At 34.7% G+C, this 15,499-nt stretch carries 17 protein-coding genes; 14 read left to right on the top strand and 3 right to left on the bottom strand.

What is annotated here, in order from left to right:
- Positions 1-5: 5 nt before the first annotated feature.
- A complete protein-coding gene (locus tag D4A81_RS07855; RefSeq protein ID WP_111524714.1) occupies positions 6-173 on the bottom strand; it encodes a DUF362 domain-containing protein in 168 nt (55 codons plus the stop codon).
- Between the two features lie 243 nt (positions 174-416).
- On the opposite strand from D4A81_RS07855, the gene D4A81_RS07850 reads away from it, so the two are divergent.
- The 3 genes from D4A81_RS07850 to hslO are packed head-to-tail and all read left to right on the top strand — an operon-like array spanning position 417 to position 2,617.
- Complete coding sequence (locus tag D4A81_RS07850; protein ID WP_111524713.1) at positions 417-920, top strand: SEC-C metal-binding domain-containing protein; 504 nt, start codon at positions 417-419, stop codon at positions 918-920.
- 59 nt (positions 921-979) lie between these two features.
- Complete coding sequence (locus D4A81_RS07845; protein ID WP_111524712.1) at positions 980-1,732, top strand: class I SAM-dependent DNA methyltransferase; 753 nt, start codon at positions 980-982, stop codon at positions 1,730-1,732.
- A complete protein-coding gene (hslO, locus tag D4A81_RS07840) occupies positions 1,733-2,617 on the top strand; it encodes an Hsp33 family molecular chaperone HslO (protein WP_111524711.1) in 885 nt (294 codons plus the stop codon). It abuts the gene before it with no gap.
- A gap of 67 nt (positions 2,618-2,684) precedes the next feature.
- Here the strand turns inward: hslO and D4A81_RS07835 are convergent, their stop codons facing one another.
- The gene (locus tag D4A81_RS07835) at positions 2,685-2,888 is read right to left on the bottom strand and encodes a cold-shock protein (RefSeq protein ID WP_111524710.1); all 204 of its coding nucleotides are present in this window, start codon (positions 2,886-2,888) and stop codon (positions 2,685-2,687) included.
- Between the two features lie 227 nt (positions 2,889-3,115).
- On the opposite strand from D4A81_RS07835, the gene D4A81_RS07830 reads away from it, so the two are divergent.
- Entirely contained in the window at positions 3,116-3,664 is a 549-nt protein-coding gene (locus D4A81_RS07830; RefSeq protein ID WP_111524709.1) for a DUF5662 family protein, read from the top strand.
- Positions 3,665-3,790: 126 nt separating this feature from the next.
- On the opposite strand, the gene D4A81_RS07825 is transcribed toward D4A81_RS07830, so the two are convergent.
- Positions 3,791-4,867 carry a ribonuclease H-like domain-containing protein gene (locus tag D4A81_RS07825; protein ID WP_111524708.1) on the bottom strand — a complete coding sequence of 359 codons (1,077 nt, stop codon included), beginning with the start codon at positions 4,865-4,867 and terminating at the stop codon, positions 3,791-3,793.
- Positions 4,868-4,992: 125 nt separating this feature from the next.
- Between D4A81_RS07825 and ruvA the strand changes: the two genes are divergently transcribed.
- The 10 genes from ruvA to D4A81_RS07775 all read left to right on the top strand — a co-directional run bounded on the left by ruvA (position 4,993) and on the right by D4A81_RS07775 (position 15,394).
- Positions 4,993-5,583, top strand: coding sequence for a Holliday junction branch migration protein RuvA (ruvA, locus tag D4A81_RS07820; protein WP_111524707.1), 591 nt, complete (start codon positions 4,993-4,995; stop codon positions 5,581-5,583).
- A gap of 28 nt (positions 5,584-5,611) precedes the next feature.
- Positions 5,612-6,610: a Holliday junction branch migration DNA helicase RuvB gene (ruvB, locus tag D4A81_RS07815; protein WP_111524706.1), complete on the top strand. Its 999-nt coding sequence runs from the start codon at positions 5,612-5,614 to the stop codon at positions 6,608-6,610.
- Positions 6,611-6,612: 2 nt separating this feature from the next.
- Entirely contained in the window at positions 6,613-8,853 is a 2,241-nt protein-coding gene (locus tag D4A81_RS07810) for a U32 family peptidase (protein WP_111524705.1), read from the top strand.
- 68 nt (positions 8,854-8,921) lie between these two features.
- Positions 8,922-9,368, top strand: coding sequence for an NUDIX hydrolase (locus D4A81_RS07805; RefSeq protein ID WP_111524704.1), 447 nt, complete (start codon positions 8,922-8,924; stop codon positions 9,366-9,368).
- On the top strand, positions 9,355-9,978 hold the full coding sequence (locus D4A81_RS07800) for a hypothetical protein (RefSeq protein ID WP_111524703.1): 624 nt from the start codon (positions 9,355-9,357) through the stop codon (positions 9,976-9,978). Before D4A81_RS07805 ends, D4A81_RS07800 begins: the two co-directional genes overlap by 14 nt.
- A gap of 1 nt (position 9,979) precedes the next feature.
- Positions 9,980-10,474 carry a dihydrofolate reductase gene (locus D4A81_RS07795; RefSeq protein ID WP_111524702.1) on the top strand — a complete coding sequence of 165 codons (495 nt, stop codon included), beginning with the start codon at positions 9,980-9,982 and terminating at the stop codon, positions 10,472-10,474.
- Between the two features lie 106 nt (positions 10,475-10,580).
- Complete coding sequence (locus D4A81_RS07790) at positions 10,581-11,606, top strand: sugar kinase (RefSeq protein WP_111524701.1); 1,026 nt, start codon at positions 10,581-10,583, stop codon at positions 11,604-11,606.
- Positions 11,607-11,743: 137 nt separating this feature from the next.
- Positions 11,744-12,637, top strand: coding sequence for a sulfide/dihydroorotate dehydrogenase-like FAD/NAD-binding protein (locus D4A81_RS07785; RefSeq protein WP_111524700.1), 894 nt, complete (start codon positions 11,744-11,746; stop codon positions 12,635-12,637).
- Entirely contained in the window at positions 12,637-14,028 is a 1,392-nt protein-coding gene (gene gltA, locus D4A81_RS07780) for an NADPH-dependent glutamate synthase (protein WP_111524699.1), read from the top strand. The genes D4A81_RS07785 and gltA overlap by 1 nt, the downstream gene beginning before the upstream one ends.
- A gap of 196 nt (positions 14,029-14,224) precedes the next feature.
- Positions 14,225-15,394: an ABC transporter substrate-binding protein gene (locus tag D4A81_RS07775; protein WP_111524698.1), complete on the top strand. Its 1,170-nt coding sequence runs from the start codon at positions 14,225-14,227 to the stop codon at positions 15,392-15,394.
- Positions 15,395-15,499 lie beyond the last annotated feature (105 nt).

Genomic DNA, 15,499 nt, shown 5'->3' with positions numbered 1-15,499 from the left:
AATAATTAAGCTATGATAGCATCTGTAGGGCAAACTGAAGCACATGTTCCGCAATCGATGCAAGCATCAGCATCAATAACGTACTGTGTATCACCCTGAGAGATTGCACTTACTGGACACTCGCCTTCACAAGTTCCGCAACTAACGCACTTATCTGTAATTGTATATGCCATTGAAATATCCTCCTAAAATATATATGTTTCTCTTACTTGATGCTATTTTAATCTATTCAATGTAAAAAAACAAGAGTAAATTTTCATGTATTGAATAAAATACAAGTTAGTAAAGCCTTACTAACTATGCAATTTTAATAAAAGTTACCAATAGTCAGAATATTATACAAACCTACCGGCTTGCTTTTGAATAGAATTTAGTATATAATACTTAATCAAGTTTAAGAAAAAGGGGAAATAACAATGACCTTATTGGAAAATTGGAGAAATAAAGCATACGGTGACGCAACAGATAACAAGCAAAAAGAAGAAATTTGGAAAAATTACTTTATTGTTGAAAAGGGTATATATGAGAAGATTTTGAAGAACCCTAAGGATGTTATCTCATGTACTGTAGCTGAACTGGCAACAAAATTTGATACTGATATACAAACTATTACAGGCTTCTTAGATGGAATAAATGATTCATTAAATACACCAAATCCTATTGAGGAGATGAATGAAGATACTACTATAAGCCTTGATATAGACCTTGAAAAGCTTTACTACAATATGGTAGAGGCTAAAGCTGATTGGCTTTATAACTTGCCTGAGTGGGATTCTCTTTTGGATGAAGAGAAGAGAAAAGATCTATACAAGACTCAGAAGAAGAGTGGAACTGTAGTAAAGGAAAAGAAGATTGGCAGAAATGATCCATGTCCTTGTGGAAGTGGAAAGAAGTATAAATTCTGCTGTGGCAAGAACTAAATAAAGGTATTGTTTTAGGTGGCGGTTTGAATCGTCACCTAAAATTTTAAGGTTATACAATGGAACAATATACGAACTTTGCAAAAGTATATGATTTATTCATGGATAATGTACCATATGATAAATGGATTGAACAGATAAAAGATATTTTACATAAGGAAAATATTTTTGATGGGTTGATATGCGATCTGGGCTGCGGTACCGGAACTATTACTGAGGGACTCTCAAATATAGGATATGATATGATAGGTATAGATAATTCGTATGATATGTTAGATATTGCAATGGAGAAAAAATACGCTTCAGGCAATGATATACTATATCTTTGTCAAGATATGAGAGAGTTTGAGTTGTATGGTACGGTGAGAGCTGTAATATCCAGATGCGACAGCCTAAATTATATACAAAGTTTATCGGAACTAAAAGAGGTGTTTTCCTTGGTGAATAATTATTTAGATCCTAAAGGTGTTTTTATTTTTGATATGAATACTATCCATAAATATCAGGATATTCTTGGGGAAAATACTTTTGCTGAGGTAAGGGAACAAGCAAGCTTTATATGGGAAAATACATATGATATTGAAGAAAGAATAAATGAATATGATTTAAATCTATTTATAAGGCTTGAAGATGATACATATAAAAGATTTGAAGAAAGGCATGTGCAAAGAGCTTATACATTTGATGAAATAGTTTCTGCCATAGAATCAAGTAAAATGTCTCTTGAGAGATATATGGATGCAGATACTTATGGTGAAATAAGTGAAAACACAGAGAGAATACTTTTTATAGCTAGAGAGAAGGGTAAGTAGATGAAGGATTATATGGTAAAAGCTACAGCGGCAGGCGGTTATATTAGAGCCTTTGCTGCAAGTACTAAAGATTTGGTTGAAGAAGCTAAAAATGACCACAATACTTCTCCGGTGGCTACTGCAGCATTGGGAAGAATGCTTACTGCAGCGGCTATGATGGGAAGCATGATGAAGGGTGAAGAAGATCTTCTAACTTTGAAGATAGAAGGTGATGGACCTTTGAGAGGTGTTATTGCAACTGCAAATAATCAGGGTGAGGTAAAAGGTTACCCTTTTAATCCTACAGTTATCATTCCTCCAAATGCCAAGGGTAAGTTGGATGTTGCAGAAGCTATAGGTGTGGGCCTTATGAGTGTTATAGCAGATACCGGTATGAAGGAGCCATATGTTGGTCAGGTTGCACTTCTTTCAGGGGAGATAGCTGAGGATTTGACATATTATTATGCGACAAGTGAGCAAACACCTTCGAGTGTAGGACTTGGTGTACTTTTAAATAAAGACAATACAATAAAGGCAGCAGGTGGTTTTATAATACAGTTAATGCCCGGATGTCCTGATGAGATAATAGATAAATTAGAGTCAAAAATAAATAATTTGAGTTCTGTTACTACAATGCTAAGTGAGGGGATGTCACCGAATGATATTCTTAGAGATATTTTAGGTGATATGGATCTGGAATTTAATGAAAGTTTGGATCTTTGCTTTAAATGTAATTGTGATAAGAAGAGAATAGAGAAAGCTCTTATAAGTGTTGGAGAAAAGGAATTACAGGAAATGATTGATGATGGTAAGTCGATAGAAGTAAAATGTCATTTCTGTAATAAGGCATATGATTTTGATGTAAACGAGCTAAAGGAGATGCTTGAAAAGGCTACATCAAAATAGGATTTGATTCTTTGGATGTAAGTGTTATATAAAAAGAGCTCTTTTTAGAGCTCTTTAAAATATCCGATCATCTGACTACTGTAACATTTACAGCTTGTGGACCCTTGGCGCCCTCGGTTAGATCGTATTCAACTGAGATTCCTTCGTTGAGAGTCTTAAACCCTTCCATGTTCAAATCAGAAAAATGTACAAATACATCACTTCCACCTTCATCTGAGATGAAACCGTAACCTTTTTGGTTATTAAACCACTTAACTGTACCTCTGTTCATAAATAATGCCTCCAAATCAAAAAGTGTAACTACAGAAAAAAGTTAAATAGCTTGAAAGATTACTGGCTCAAAAATCCATTTAGGGGATTATTGTAAGTCTTTCTTTGTTTTGATGAAAGTAATACTTTCTATCAACAAGCATTCATGTTGTAATCTTTATCTGCAATTTAATATTATCATGGAATGTATGTATTGTCAAATATTTTAATTAGAGGAGTTAGATAATTATGCATAATAACAGTATGTTTAATCACTTGAAGACTATTAATAAACATAAGATTACTGTAATGGACCTATGCTTTAAAGTGGGTTTAATTAAGCAGGGTTTTTTACACGATCTAAGCAAATATTCCCCTGAAGAGTTCCTTGTAGGTGTGAAATATTATCAAGGGGACAGAAGTCCTAATGCTGTAGAAAAGCTGGAAAAGGGATATTCCAGTGCTTGGCTTCATCATAAGGGGAGAAATAAGCATCATTTTGAGTACTGGATTGACTACGGACCTGACGAGAAAGATGGGCTTATGGGTATGAAAATGCCTTTAAAATATGTGCTTGAGATGTGTTGTGACAGGATTGCGGCTTCAAAAGTATATTCGGGGGATGGGTATACCACAGATGTGCCATGGAATTATTACTGTAAAAGAAAGAACTATATTCACTTGCATGATGATACTAGGACTTTGCTTGAAAAAATACTCTTGATAAATAAGAATGAGGGTGAAAAGAAAGCGTTAGCATACATGAGATGGTTACTAAAACATCCATATTTATACTAAATTGTGCAAACTATTTAAAAAAAACGATATTTTTAAACAAAAACCCTTATAATCTGAAATTATAAGGGTTTTACAAAATAAAGGATTATTTTGATGATTTTTACACCTATATTCTGAACAATATAATTATTGTTTTAATAGTTTAAATTGTTTGAGCACTTCGACGGCATATTCGTTGAAAAAATCTTTGTTGCTAAAATCGATTTTTGCCAAATTCATATATTTTTCTTTTGATTTATAATCTTTTCTAAATATTTCGCCAATGTGCTGAGAATTATAACATTGTATGTACTCAGATATTTGTTTGATATAGGCGGTCTGTTTTGTCGCTTTTTTCTTTACACTTTTATCTACAAATTCTCCTATGCTTTTATGTATGGCATAATCTTCAATTATCAGATAGTAGTAGTCCTTATAGTTTTCAAAGAAATACTTTAGCTCATCTTTAAGTATAGGAACTGATATACGCATTCTATTATCTGAAATTTCTATGCATACTTCTTCATTTAATAATAAATTATAGTTGAGTGTTTCGTTGGAGATATAATCAAGGTGTAAAACATTTTCTTCTCTAAAACTATTAATAAAAGTAAAACTTGAATTAAAGAAATCTATAAATGAAAGCATTTCAACTACCTTTAACATACCAAGAAGATCTTCTTCATTATGCAAAAGCAGTACGTTCAATATGTTCTGATTTTTGCTCTCTACATATTCATAGTAGAATTTTATCAGAGTACCGCCATCGTACATATCATTTCTATAAAGTCCCAGATATTCCTCTAGAGATTTTTGATTCATTCTCGTAAGCAAAAGTGGTTTCTTAAGATGTCTTATCTTTTTATAGATATCAATACTTTTATAGTTTTCTAAAGGGTTAAAAAGATAGTATTGTTTTGCACACTCTTTTATATAGGGCAAATCAAAATTATCACCGTTAAAATGTATTAAGGTATCAAAACTTCCGGCATACTCGTAAAATGCCTGTAATATAGCAGTCTCATCAGACAGACTCTCAGAAAACCATTGTTTAAAAATAATTTTATCTTCAACAATGCTGATACAGCCTATAAGGTAGAGATTTGAGTTTTTAGGACTAAGCCCTGTGGTTTCGATATCAAAAAAGAGTGTTTTCTTTGGTTCACAAATTTTTGATAAATTATATTTTATATTATTTGGAAAATTCTTTATTATTTCTTTCATATATGTATTATAATGTTTGAGCGTATTTAAATCAAGAATTTACGAAAGTGTGTTCGATTTTATTTGATTTGTAATCTTGATATATGATATTATAGTGGAAAGATAGAAAATATTTAGGAAGAAATATGATTGCATATATAAAAGGAATTGTAATAGAAAAAAGTATTGACAATGTGATAGTGGAATGTGGCGGATTGGGATATGAGGTGTTTGTCAGTGTTAGAGATATAGAGAAAATAACAAAAGGAAGTGAAGTCCTTCTACATACATATCTAAAGATTTCAGAAGATGCACATAGTCTTTACGGTTTTTTAAATAAGGATGATTTACTTATGTTTAAAAAACTTATCGGTATAAATGGAGTGGGACCAAAGGCCGCCCTTAGTATATTGTCAACACTTAGTACATTTGATTTGAAGATGGCGATAGTATCAGAGGATCATAAGGCTATAAGTGCTGCTCAGGGTATCGGTCCAAAGATTGCAAAGAGGATAATTCTTGATCTTAAGGAAAAGGTGGATTTGAATTATATCACTACAGTTGAGGTTGAAAATACAAGTAATTCAGGCGTTCTTGGAGAGGTGGTAGAAGCACTAATCTCTTTGGGATATTCAAGCGGTGAAGCGTATAAGGCTGTAAGAAGTATTGAAATAAATGATTCAGATACAACAGAAGATATACTCAAGATTGCTTTGAAAAAAATGGCAATATTTTAGAAATCAATAAAGTATAGTGAGCATAAAAATGGATAAGAGGATAATATCAACAGAAGTAACTAAGGAAGATAAGCAAATAGAGAAAACTTTAAGGCCGCAATTTTTGAATGAGTATATAGGTCAGGAGAAAATCAGAAAAAATCTTAAGATTTATATAGATGCTGCAAAGCTGAGAAAAGAAAGTCTTGACCATGTGCTGTTTTATGGACCTCCGGGTCTTGGAAAGACTACACTTTGTAATATAATTGCAAATGAGATGGGTACAAATCTTAAAGTGACATCAGGTCCGGCTATTGAAAAGCCCGGAGATATGGCTGCTATTTTAAATAACTTAAATGAGGGTGATGTGCTTTTTGTGGACGAGATACATAGGCTAAATCGACAGGTGGAAGAAGTGCTTTATCCGGCTATGGAGGATTTTGCCATAGATATAATAATAGGTAAGGATGCAGGTGCCAGAAGTATAAGGCTTGATTTGCCGAGGTTTACATTGGTGGGTGCGACTACCAGAGCCGGATTACTTACAGCACCACTTAGAGACAGATTTGGAGTGGTACAGAAACTTGAGTTTTATACTACTGAGGAGTTAAAGGAGATTGTGAAACGTTCTTCAATAGTTTTGGGAGTAGAAATAGATGAGAGTGGTGCTGTAGAAATAGCAAGAAGGAGTCGTGGTACTCCAAGGCTTGCAAACAGACTATTAAAGAGAGTAAGAGATTTTGCTCAGGTAAAATATAATGGGGTTATAGATAAGAAAGTAGCGGACTATGCACTTGATACTTTGGACGTAGATAAGTTGGGACTTGATAATAATGACAGGATGATACTTTTGACAATTATAGAGAAGTTTGGAGGAGGTCCTGTAGGTCTAAATACTTTGAGTGCGGCAATAGGTGAGGATGCCGGTACACTGGAAGAAGTGTATGAGCCATATCTTTTAATGAATGGACTTATAAACAGAACACCGGGTGGGAGAGTTGCAACTGAAAATGCATATATTCACCTTGGTATTGAAATGAAAGGTTAGAAATGAATAATATAGAGCTTTTGGCCCCTGCCGGATCATATGAGAGTCTTGTGGCGGCTGTCAATGCAGGGACGGATGCAGTATATATCGGAGGAAAAAAGTTTTCTGCCAGAGCATATGCTGATAATCCGGATGAAGATGTTTTGATAAAAGGTATTGAATACGCTCATACCTTTGGAGTGAATGTCTATATGACAATAAATACTCTCTTAAAGGAAAATGAGATGGGAGAGCTTTTTGACTATATAAAGACTTATTACCATGCCGGAGTTGATGCAGTTATAGTACAAGATTTGGGAGTGTTTGAGTTTATAAGGAAACATTTTCCGGATTTACCTATACATGCCAGTACTCAGATGACTATAACCGGAAGCTATGGTGCTATATTTTTGAAAAATCAAGGGGCAAGCAGAATAGTTCCGGCTAGAGAGATATCTTTAGAAGAGATAAGAGATATTGATAAAAAGAGCGATATTGAAATAGAATGTTTTGTACATGGAGCATTATGTTACTCTTATTCAGGTCAATGCCTTATGAGCTCTATGATTGGTGGCAGGAGCGGAAATAGAGGTAGGTGTGCACAAACATGCAGATTGCCATATGATGTATATGATGATGAGAAAAAGTTAAATAAATCCGATGAAAGAAATTTGCTCAGTTGTAAGGATCTTTGTAGTTTGGATATTTTGCCGGATATAATAGATGCCGGTATTGATTCTCTAAAGATAGAGGGAAGGATGAAAGCACCAAGATACACTGCAGGTGTTGTAAGTATTTGGAGGAAATATTTAGACCTTTATAAAGAAAGAGGGAGAGCCGGTTATAAGGTGGATAAGGCTGATAGGAAGCTTCTTTTAGATCTATTTGATAGAGGCGGACAAACAGATGGCTATTACAAGGAACATAATGGCAGGGATATGATAGCGATTAATGAAAAGCCTGATAACAAGCAGGCCAATGCTAAGTATTTTGAATATCTGGATAAGACTTTTGTAGAAGGTAAGAGACAGCTGCCGATTTTTGGCTCTATAAAAATCAAGGAAAATACTCCGATTGTCTTTGAGGTTAGTGCAAATGATTTAAAGGAAGTATATAGAAGAGACTGTAAAGACAATCATATAGCTGTTGAAGTTAACGGAGATTTGGTACAGCAGGCAAAGACGAAGGCAATCTGCTATGAAGATGTGGATAAGCAGCTTAAAAAGACGGGCAATACTTTTTTTTATTTTGAAAATTTGAATGTTGATATGGATGATAATATTTTTGTACCGTTAAAAGCATTGAATGAAATAAGGAGAGAGGCTTTGGAGAAATTAAGCCTTGAAATCTTGAAAAGATATACAAGAGATGATTCTAATGTAAGAGAGTATGAGGGCTTTATATATCCATCTATAAACAGAAAAAATAATGAGAAAATAAAATTTAATATACTTTGTGAGAGTATAGAGCAAATAGAGGCGACTATTGATTTCGCAAAGAATGAAAATATAATATTTGATGAGTTGAGTATAGAAAGTGAACTTATTGGCACTCCTTCGTTTGGAAAATTTTTTAACAATATAAAGTTATATACCGGAGCATGTAATCTGTATATGCCACATATTTTTAGAGAAGAGGCAAAGAAATTTTTTGAGAAGAATTTGGACTTAATAATGAGTTATAAATTTGACAACTTTATAGTTAGAAGTTTAGAAGAGATCTTTTATATCAGAGAAAATATAGATAAAGATGCCAATATTATACTTGACTATAATATATATGCCTATAATAAGAGTACTATGAATTTTTATAATGAAAAATTTGATGTAAAAAGGCTTACATATCCTCTGGAGTTGAATCTTAATGAGATGAGACAGCTGAAAGATTACGGAAATGAAATGATAGCTTATGGCAAGATTCCAATGATGGTATCAGCACAATGCCTTAAAAAGACTACAAAGGGTTGTGACCATAAGAAAGAGATCCTTATATTAAAAGACAGGAAAAATATTGAGATGCAGGTTAAGACACATTGTGATTTTTGCTATAATACTATATTGAACTCCAAACCTCTTTCAATAATAGGTATGGAAAAGGATATAAAGAAACTTGATCCCGCCATATTGAGAATTTGGTTTACTACTGAAGACTACAAAGAAACAAAAGTTATTTTGAAAAAATATATAGATGATTTTTGGAAGGGTATTGATGTAAGTAATATATCTGATTTTACGAGAGGGCATTTGAAGAGAGGTATAGAGTGATATGTTCTTTACTATAATGCTGCATTGGTTTATACTTCTTTTAGGTATCACTAAAGTGGAGGTGTGGAATGATAGAAGCAACCAGCTGCGGTGGTGTAGTTATATATCATGGTAAGATATTGACCTTGTTTAAGAATTATAAAAATAAATATGAGGGATGGGTTTTGCCTAAGGGAACTGTGGAAGAGGGCGAAACATTTGAACAGACTGCACTAAGAGAGGTTTACGAAGAAACCGGAGCAAAGGCAAGGATAGTACAATTTATAGGTACAAGCCATTATACATTTAATACAAGTACGGAGATAATTGATAAGAGAGTACATTGGTTCTTGATGAAGACTGACAGTTACTTTTCAAGGCCGCAAAGAGAAGAGTATTTTGTAGATTCAGGTTATTATAAATATCATGAGTCCTTTCATCTTTTAAAATTTTCAAATGAAAGGATGATGCTAGAAAGAGGCTATAATATTTATATGGAATTAAAGAGAAATGGGAGATGGGATGATAGATTTTGATAGATGCTATGTGATGAATTTTGAGAATGCCATAAGAGGAGCGAGAAATCCTATGAACTCTTGGGCAAGATCGGATAGCTATTATGATGAAAACGGACAATATATTTTGGGTGAAAATGATCTTTCGCTTGCGAAAAGACTTAGGAATGCCGGAACGAGTGACCATAGAAAGTTTATAAGACAGATAATGCTTTCAGTCGATATAACGGCACCACTATATTGGTGGAAAGAATACGATACATACAAAGTTGGTACAGTTGCGAATTCTACATCTACTATGCATAAGATTCATTCAAAACCTTTTGAAATAGATGATTTTTCACATGATCATCTTACAGACAATGGTATGAATGTTCTTAGAAATCTTGTTGATGAGTTGGAAAAGATAAGACTTGAGTATGTAGATAATAAGGATAAGGTGTTGTGGTATGACTTGATACAACTTTTGCCATCAAGCTATAATCAGATGAGAACATGTACATTGAATTATGAGACACTTGTGAATATATATAGATCCAGAAAGAATCATAAGCTTGATGAGTGGAGAAGCTTTTGTGATTGGATAAAGACATTGCCATATTCAGATGAAATTATTATAGCTGAGGAATAGAATGAATATAATTGTTTCAGTAGACAAAAAATGGGGTATAGGAAATAAAGGAAAACTTTTGGTTTCAATACCTAGAGATAAAAAGCTTTTTAGAGAGGAGACTATGGGAAAGGTGATAATAATGGGACATAATACATTATTATCTCTTCCCGGCTCTCAGCCGCTACCTGAAAGAAAAAATATAGTTTTATCAAATGATAAAAATTTAAAGATAAAGGGTGCCACTGTATTGAATAGTGTAGATTCATGTATTGAGTACCTGAAAGAAAATAATATAAATGATGGTGATGTTTTTATTATAGGGGGAGAAAGTATTTATAGGGATTTCTTGCCCTATTGTAATATTGCCCATGTTACATATATTGACTATGAGTATGAAGCAGACAGGTATTTTTTGAATTTAGATGCAGATAATGAATGGATTATGGTCCTTGAAACTGAGGAAGAAACTTATTTTGATATACCATATACATTCAGGTTATATAAGAGAAAGTGATATGGGTCCGTAATTTTACGATCACTGCATAGGCTGGAAAGAATTGCTGTGTTGATTAAAAAATAAGGACTATAAAACTTATAATATATTTTTGAAAGGCAAAGAGATGGAGAAAACATTTGATTTATTGACTTTAGGTCAGGCACTTTTAAGACTTTCACCTGTCAGAGATGACAGACTTGTAAGGGGGGATACACTTATAAGGCAAGTGGGAGGAGCAGAGCTGAATGTAGCTGTGGGTGCATCTTTACTTGGACTTAAGACAGGGGTTATTACTAAACTACCATCACATGAAATAGGGGCATACATAAAGAATACTATAAGATCTTATGGTATAAGTGATGATTATATAATCTATGATTCAAATAAAGATGCAAGGGTAGGAATATATTTTTATGAAAATGGTGCCTACCCAAGAAAGCCTAATGTAATATATGATAGAAAAAATTCTTGCTTTGAAAATATAAATATAAATGAATTTAAAGAAAATATGTACAAGTCTACTACCTGTTTTCATACAACCGGCATTACATTGGCACTTTGTGAAAAATCCAGAGAAACTGCTATAGAAATGATAAAGAGATTTAAGAAAAACGGATCAATAATATCTTTTGATGTAAATTTTAGAGCGAATTTGTGGTCAGGCGAGGAAGCAAGAGAGGTTATAGAGAAAGTATTGCCATATGTGGATATTTTCTTTTGTTCTGAGGATACTGCCAGACTTACCTTTGGAAAGAGTGGAGATGTACGGGAAATTATGAAGTCATTTACGGATGAATACCCTATATCTATTGTAGCTTCAACACAAAGAACAGTGCATTCTCCTAAGGTACATGATTTCGGATCAGTGATATATAATGCTTATCAGGATGAATATTATACTGAAAAACCATATAAATCTATTGATGTAGTGGATAGGATAGGTAGTGGTGATGCTTATATAGCAGGGGCATTGTATGGTCTGCTTCACTATAGACTGGACTGTGCAAAAGCTATTGCATATGGTAATGCATATTCGGCAGTAAAAAATACTATACCTGGAGATGTTCCATCATCAAATAGAAATGATATAGACAGTATTATAGCAGACCATAACATGACTGAGGGGTATAAGTTTGAAATGAATAGATAGCAATAATAATATTTATTATCAAAATAGCTAAAAAAATAACGATTTATCTGATAAAGTGCTTTATTTAGCTTGGTTTTTTTAAATTTTTATGATAGTATAGATATGAGATTTTATCTAATTTTGGAGGGATAAGCAATATGTTTCCTATTGTGAAGAAAAGACAATTAGCTGAGAACATTTTTTTGTTTGATGTTTTGGCTAAAAGAGTAGCAGCAAAATGTCTCCCCGGAGAGTTTGTTATTGTAAAACAGGATAAGCAGGGTGAGAGAATTCCTTTGACTATCTGTGATTATGATCGCGAAGCAGGAACTGTTACTATTGTTATTCAGGTTATTGGTGGCTCAACCAGACTGATTGCAGATGAACTTAAAGAAGGCGATGAGTTTATGGACTTTGTAGGACCTCTTGGAAATGCAAGCGATCTTGTTTCAGAGGATATAGAGGAGCTGAAGAAGAAGAAAATTCTTTTTGTGGCCGGAGGACTTGGAACAGCACCTGTATATCCACAGGTTAAATGGCTCTTTGAGAGAGGTATAAAGGCTGATGTTGTTCAAGGTGCAAAGAGTAAGGATTTTGTTATTCTTGAGGATGAACTTAAGTCGGTTTCTGATAATTTATATGTATGTACAGATGACGGTTCTTATGGATTCAAGGGACTTGTAACGGATAAGGTGAAAGATCTTGTTGAAAATGAAGGCAAGAAATATGATCATTGCGTAGTTATCGGTCCTATGATTATGATGAAATTTGTTTCACTTCTTACAAAAGAACTTGGCATACCTACAATCGCAAGTATGAATACTATAATGGTAGACGGTACAGGTATGTGTGGTGCTTGCAGACTGTCTGTAGGTGATGAAATTAAATTTGCATGTGTTGATGGTCCTGAGTTTGATGCTCATAAGATCAATTTTAACGAAGCACTTCAAAGATTGCAGATTTATAAGACAGAAGAAGGCAAAGAACTTTTGAAGATCATAGAAGGCGAAACACATCATGGAGGATGTGGCGTATGTGGAGGTGACAAATAATGGCACAGGATATGTGGAAGAAAGTTGCTGTTGCTGAACAGGAGCCTGAGGTAAGAGCTAGAAACTTTGAAGAGGTATGTCTTGGATACTCTAAAGAAGAGGCTATGGCAGAGGCTACAAGATGCTTTAATTGTAAGAATGCAAAATGTATACAGGGTTGCCCTGTATCAATAGATATACCTGCATTTATTCAGGAGATTTTAAAGGACAATATTGAAGGTGCGTCAGATGTTATTGCACAGTCAAGCTCATTGCCGGCAGTATGTGGAAGAGTTTGTCCACAGGAAACACAGTGTGAAGGTGTGTGTATTAGAGGAAACAGAGGTGAGGCTGTTTCTATCGGTAAGCTTGAAAGATATGTGGCTGATACTGCAAGAAAAATGGGTATTAAGCCTAAGGCAAATCCTAATAAGAATGGAAAAAAAGTAGCTGTAATAGGTTCAGGTCCTGCAGGACTTAGCTGTGCAGGTGATTTGGCAAAGCTTGGATATGAAGTGACCATATTTGAAGCACTGCATGAGCCGGGTGGAGTTTTGATATATGGTATACCTGAGTTCAGATTACCAAAAGATGATGTGGTTCTACCGGAGATACAAAATGTTGTAGATCTTGGAGTGAAAATTGAGACAGATGTTATTATTGGAAAAACTGTTACTATAGATGAACTCTTGGAAGAAGAGGGATTTGATGCTGTATTTATCGGTTCAGGTGCAGGTCTTCCAATGTTTATGGGTATTCCGGGTGAGAATGCAAACGGTGTATTCTCAGCTAATGAGTATCTTACAAGAAACAACCTTATGAAGGCCTTCAGAGATGACTATCATACACCTATCATAAAGAGCAAAAAGGTATGTGTTGTAGGTGGTGGAAATGTGGCTATGGATGCTGCAAGAACTGCTTTAAGACTTGGTGCAGAGGTGCATGTAGTCTATAGAAGAAGTGAAGCTGAATTGCCTGCAAGAGTTGAAGAAGTTCACCATGCAAAGCAGGAAGGTATTATATTTGATATTTTGACAAACCCTGTTGAGATCCTTGAGGATGAAAAAGGATGGGTAAAGGGAATGAAGGTTGTCAGAATGGAACTTGGAGAGCCGGATGCCAGTGGAAGAAGAAGACCTGTAGAGATAAAGGATAGTGAATTTGTTATTGATTGTGACACTGTTATTATGTCACTTGGTACTTCACCAAATCCGCTTATTGCAAGAACTACCGATGGTCTTGATATTAACAAGTGGAAATGTATTGAAGCTGACGAGAAAACCGGACAAACCTCAAGAAAAGGAGTTTTCGCGGGTGGTGATGCTGTAACAGGCGCAGCTACTGTTATTTTGGCTATGGAGGCCGGAAGAGCAGGTGCAAGAGGAATAGACGAGTATCTGTCAGAAAAATAAAATTTAGACTTTAAATTTAACCCTTATTGATATGTATCATTAAAAATACTATCGATAAGGGTTTTGATATACCTATTTGTTATACCTACCATAAAAAAAATATATATGTATTTGAGATGTGTTTATTGACAGAATTATTTGAAATAAATATAATGAGATGAGTTTTACAAAATTTAAGTTAATTTTTGGAGGTATTATGAAGAAAAGAGTATTAATGTCAGCATTGGCATTGACTTTCGGGTTGGCACTTACAGCCTGTGGCAATGCAAATAATGCAGATTCAGGTTCAAAAGCTGAGACTGCGGCAGCTTCTGCTGATGGAGATGTATTTACAATAGGAACTACAGGACCAATTACAGGAAGTGCTGCATCTTACGGTAATTCAGTAAAGAACGGTGCTACTATAGCTATTGATGAAATCAATGCTGCAGGTGGTGTGAAGGTGGGAGATAAGACCTATAAGTTGGCACTTAACTTCCAGGATGATGAAGCCAAGGAAGATAAGGCTGTAAACGCATATAACAGTTTGATGGATAGTGGCATCAATGTGTTTATGGGAGCTGTAACAAGTGGTTCTTCACTTGCACTTACTGATTTAACTGCAAAGGACAATATATTGCAGATTACACCTTCAGGTTCAGCAAAGGCAATTACTGAGAATCCTAATGTTTTCAGACTTTGCTTTACAGATCCTCTTCAGGGAAAGATGATTGCAGATTTTATAGTAGATCAGGGATATGAGAGTGTTGCTGTTCTTTATAATAACTCTGATGAGTATTCAACCGGAGTTTACGAGTCTTTCAAAGAGGAACTAAGTAAGAGTGGCAAGGGTGAATTGCTTGTAGAGGAACAGTCATTTGCAGATGGTGATGTTGATTTCACAACTCAGTTGACAAAGATCAAGGCTTCAGGTGCTAAGGCTATATTTGTACCGGGATACTATGAGGCAGCAGCTTATATTGTTCAGCAGGCAAAGCAGCAGGGAATTGAAGCAGCTTTTGTAGGTTCTGATGGATGGGACGGTGTATTATCACAGGTTACAGATAAAAGTACAGTTGAGGGTGCAGTATTCTTAAGTCCGTTCTTAGCTACAGCACCAACAGCGGCTGATTTCACTTCAAAGTATGAGAGCGATTATAAGTCAACACCTGATCAGTTCGCAGCTGATGGATATGATACAGTATATGTAATCAAGGCTGCAATGGAGAAGGCAGGAAGCATTGAGAGTGACGACCTTATCAAGGCTATGACTGAGATAGAGGTTGACGGTATCACAGGAAAGGTATCATTTAATGCTGACGGTGAGCCAAATAAAGAGCCTATGTTTGTCACTATAAAAAATGGTGAGTATAAGCTTTTTGAGTAATTTATAAAATTTTTAGAGAGGACGGGATAATTGTCCCATCCTCTTTTTCTGACATAGACCTCGGAAAGCTTCTAGCATATGGTAGGAGTTTTCCGTAGTTTAGGT

It is taken from the genome of Lachnoanaerobaculum umeaense, assembly GCF_003589745.1.
In the GTDB taxonomy this organism is placed as follows: domain Bacteria; phylum Bacillota; class Clostridia; order Lachnospirales; family Lachnospiraceae; genus Lachnoanaerobaculum; species Lachnoanaerobaculum umeaense.
This window is presented reverse-complemented; position numbering and strand designations above follow the sequence as displayed.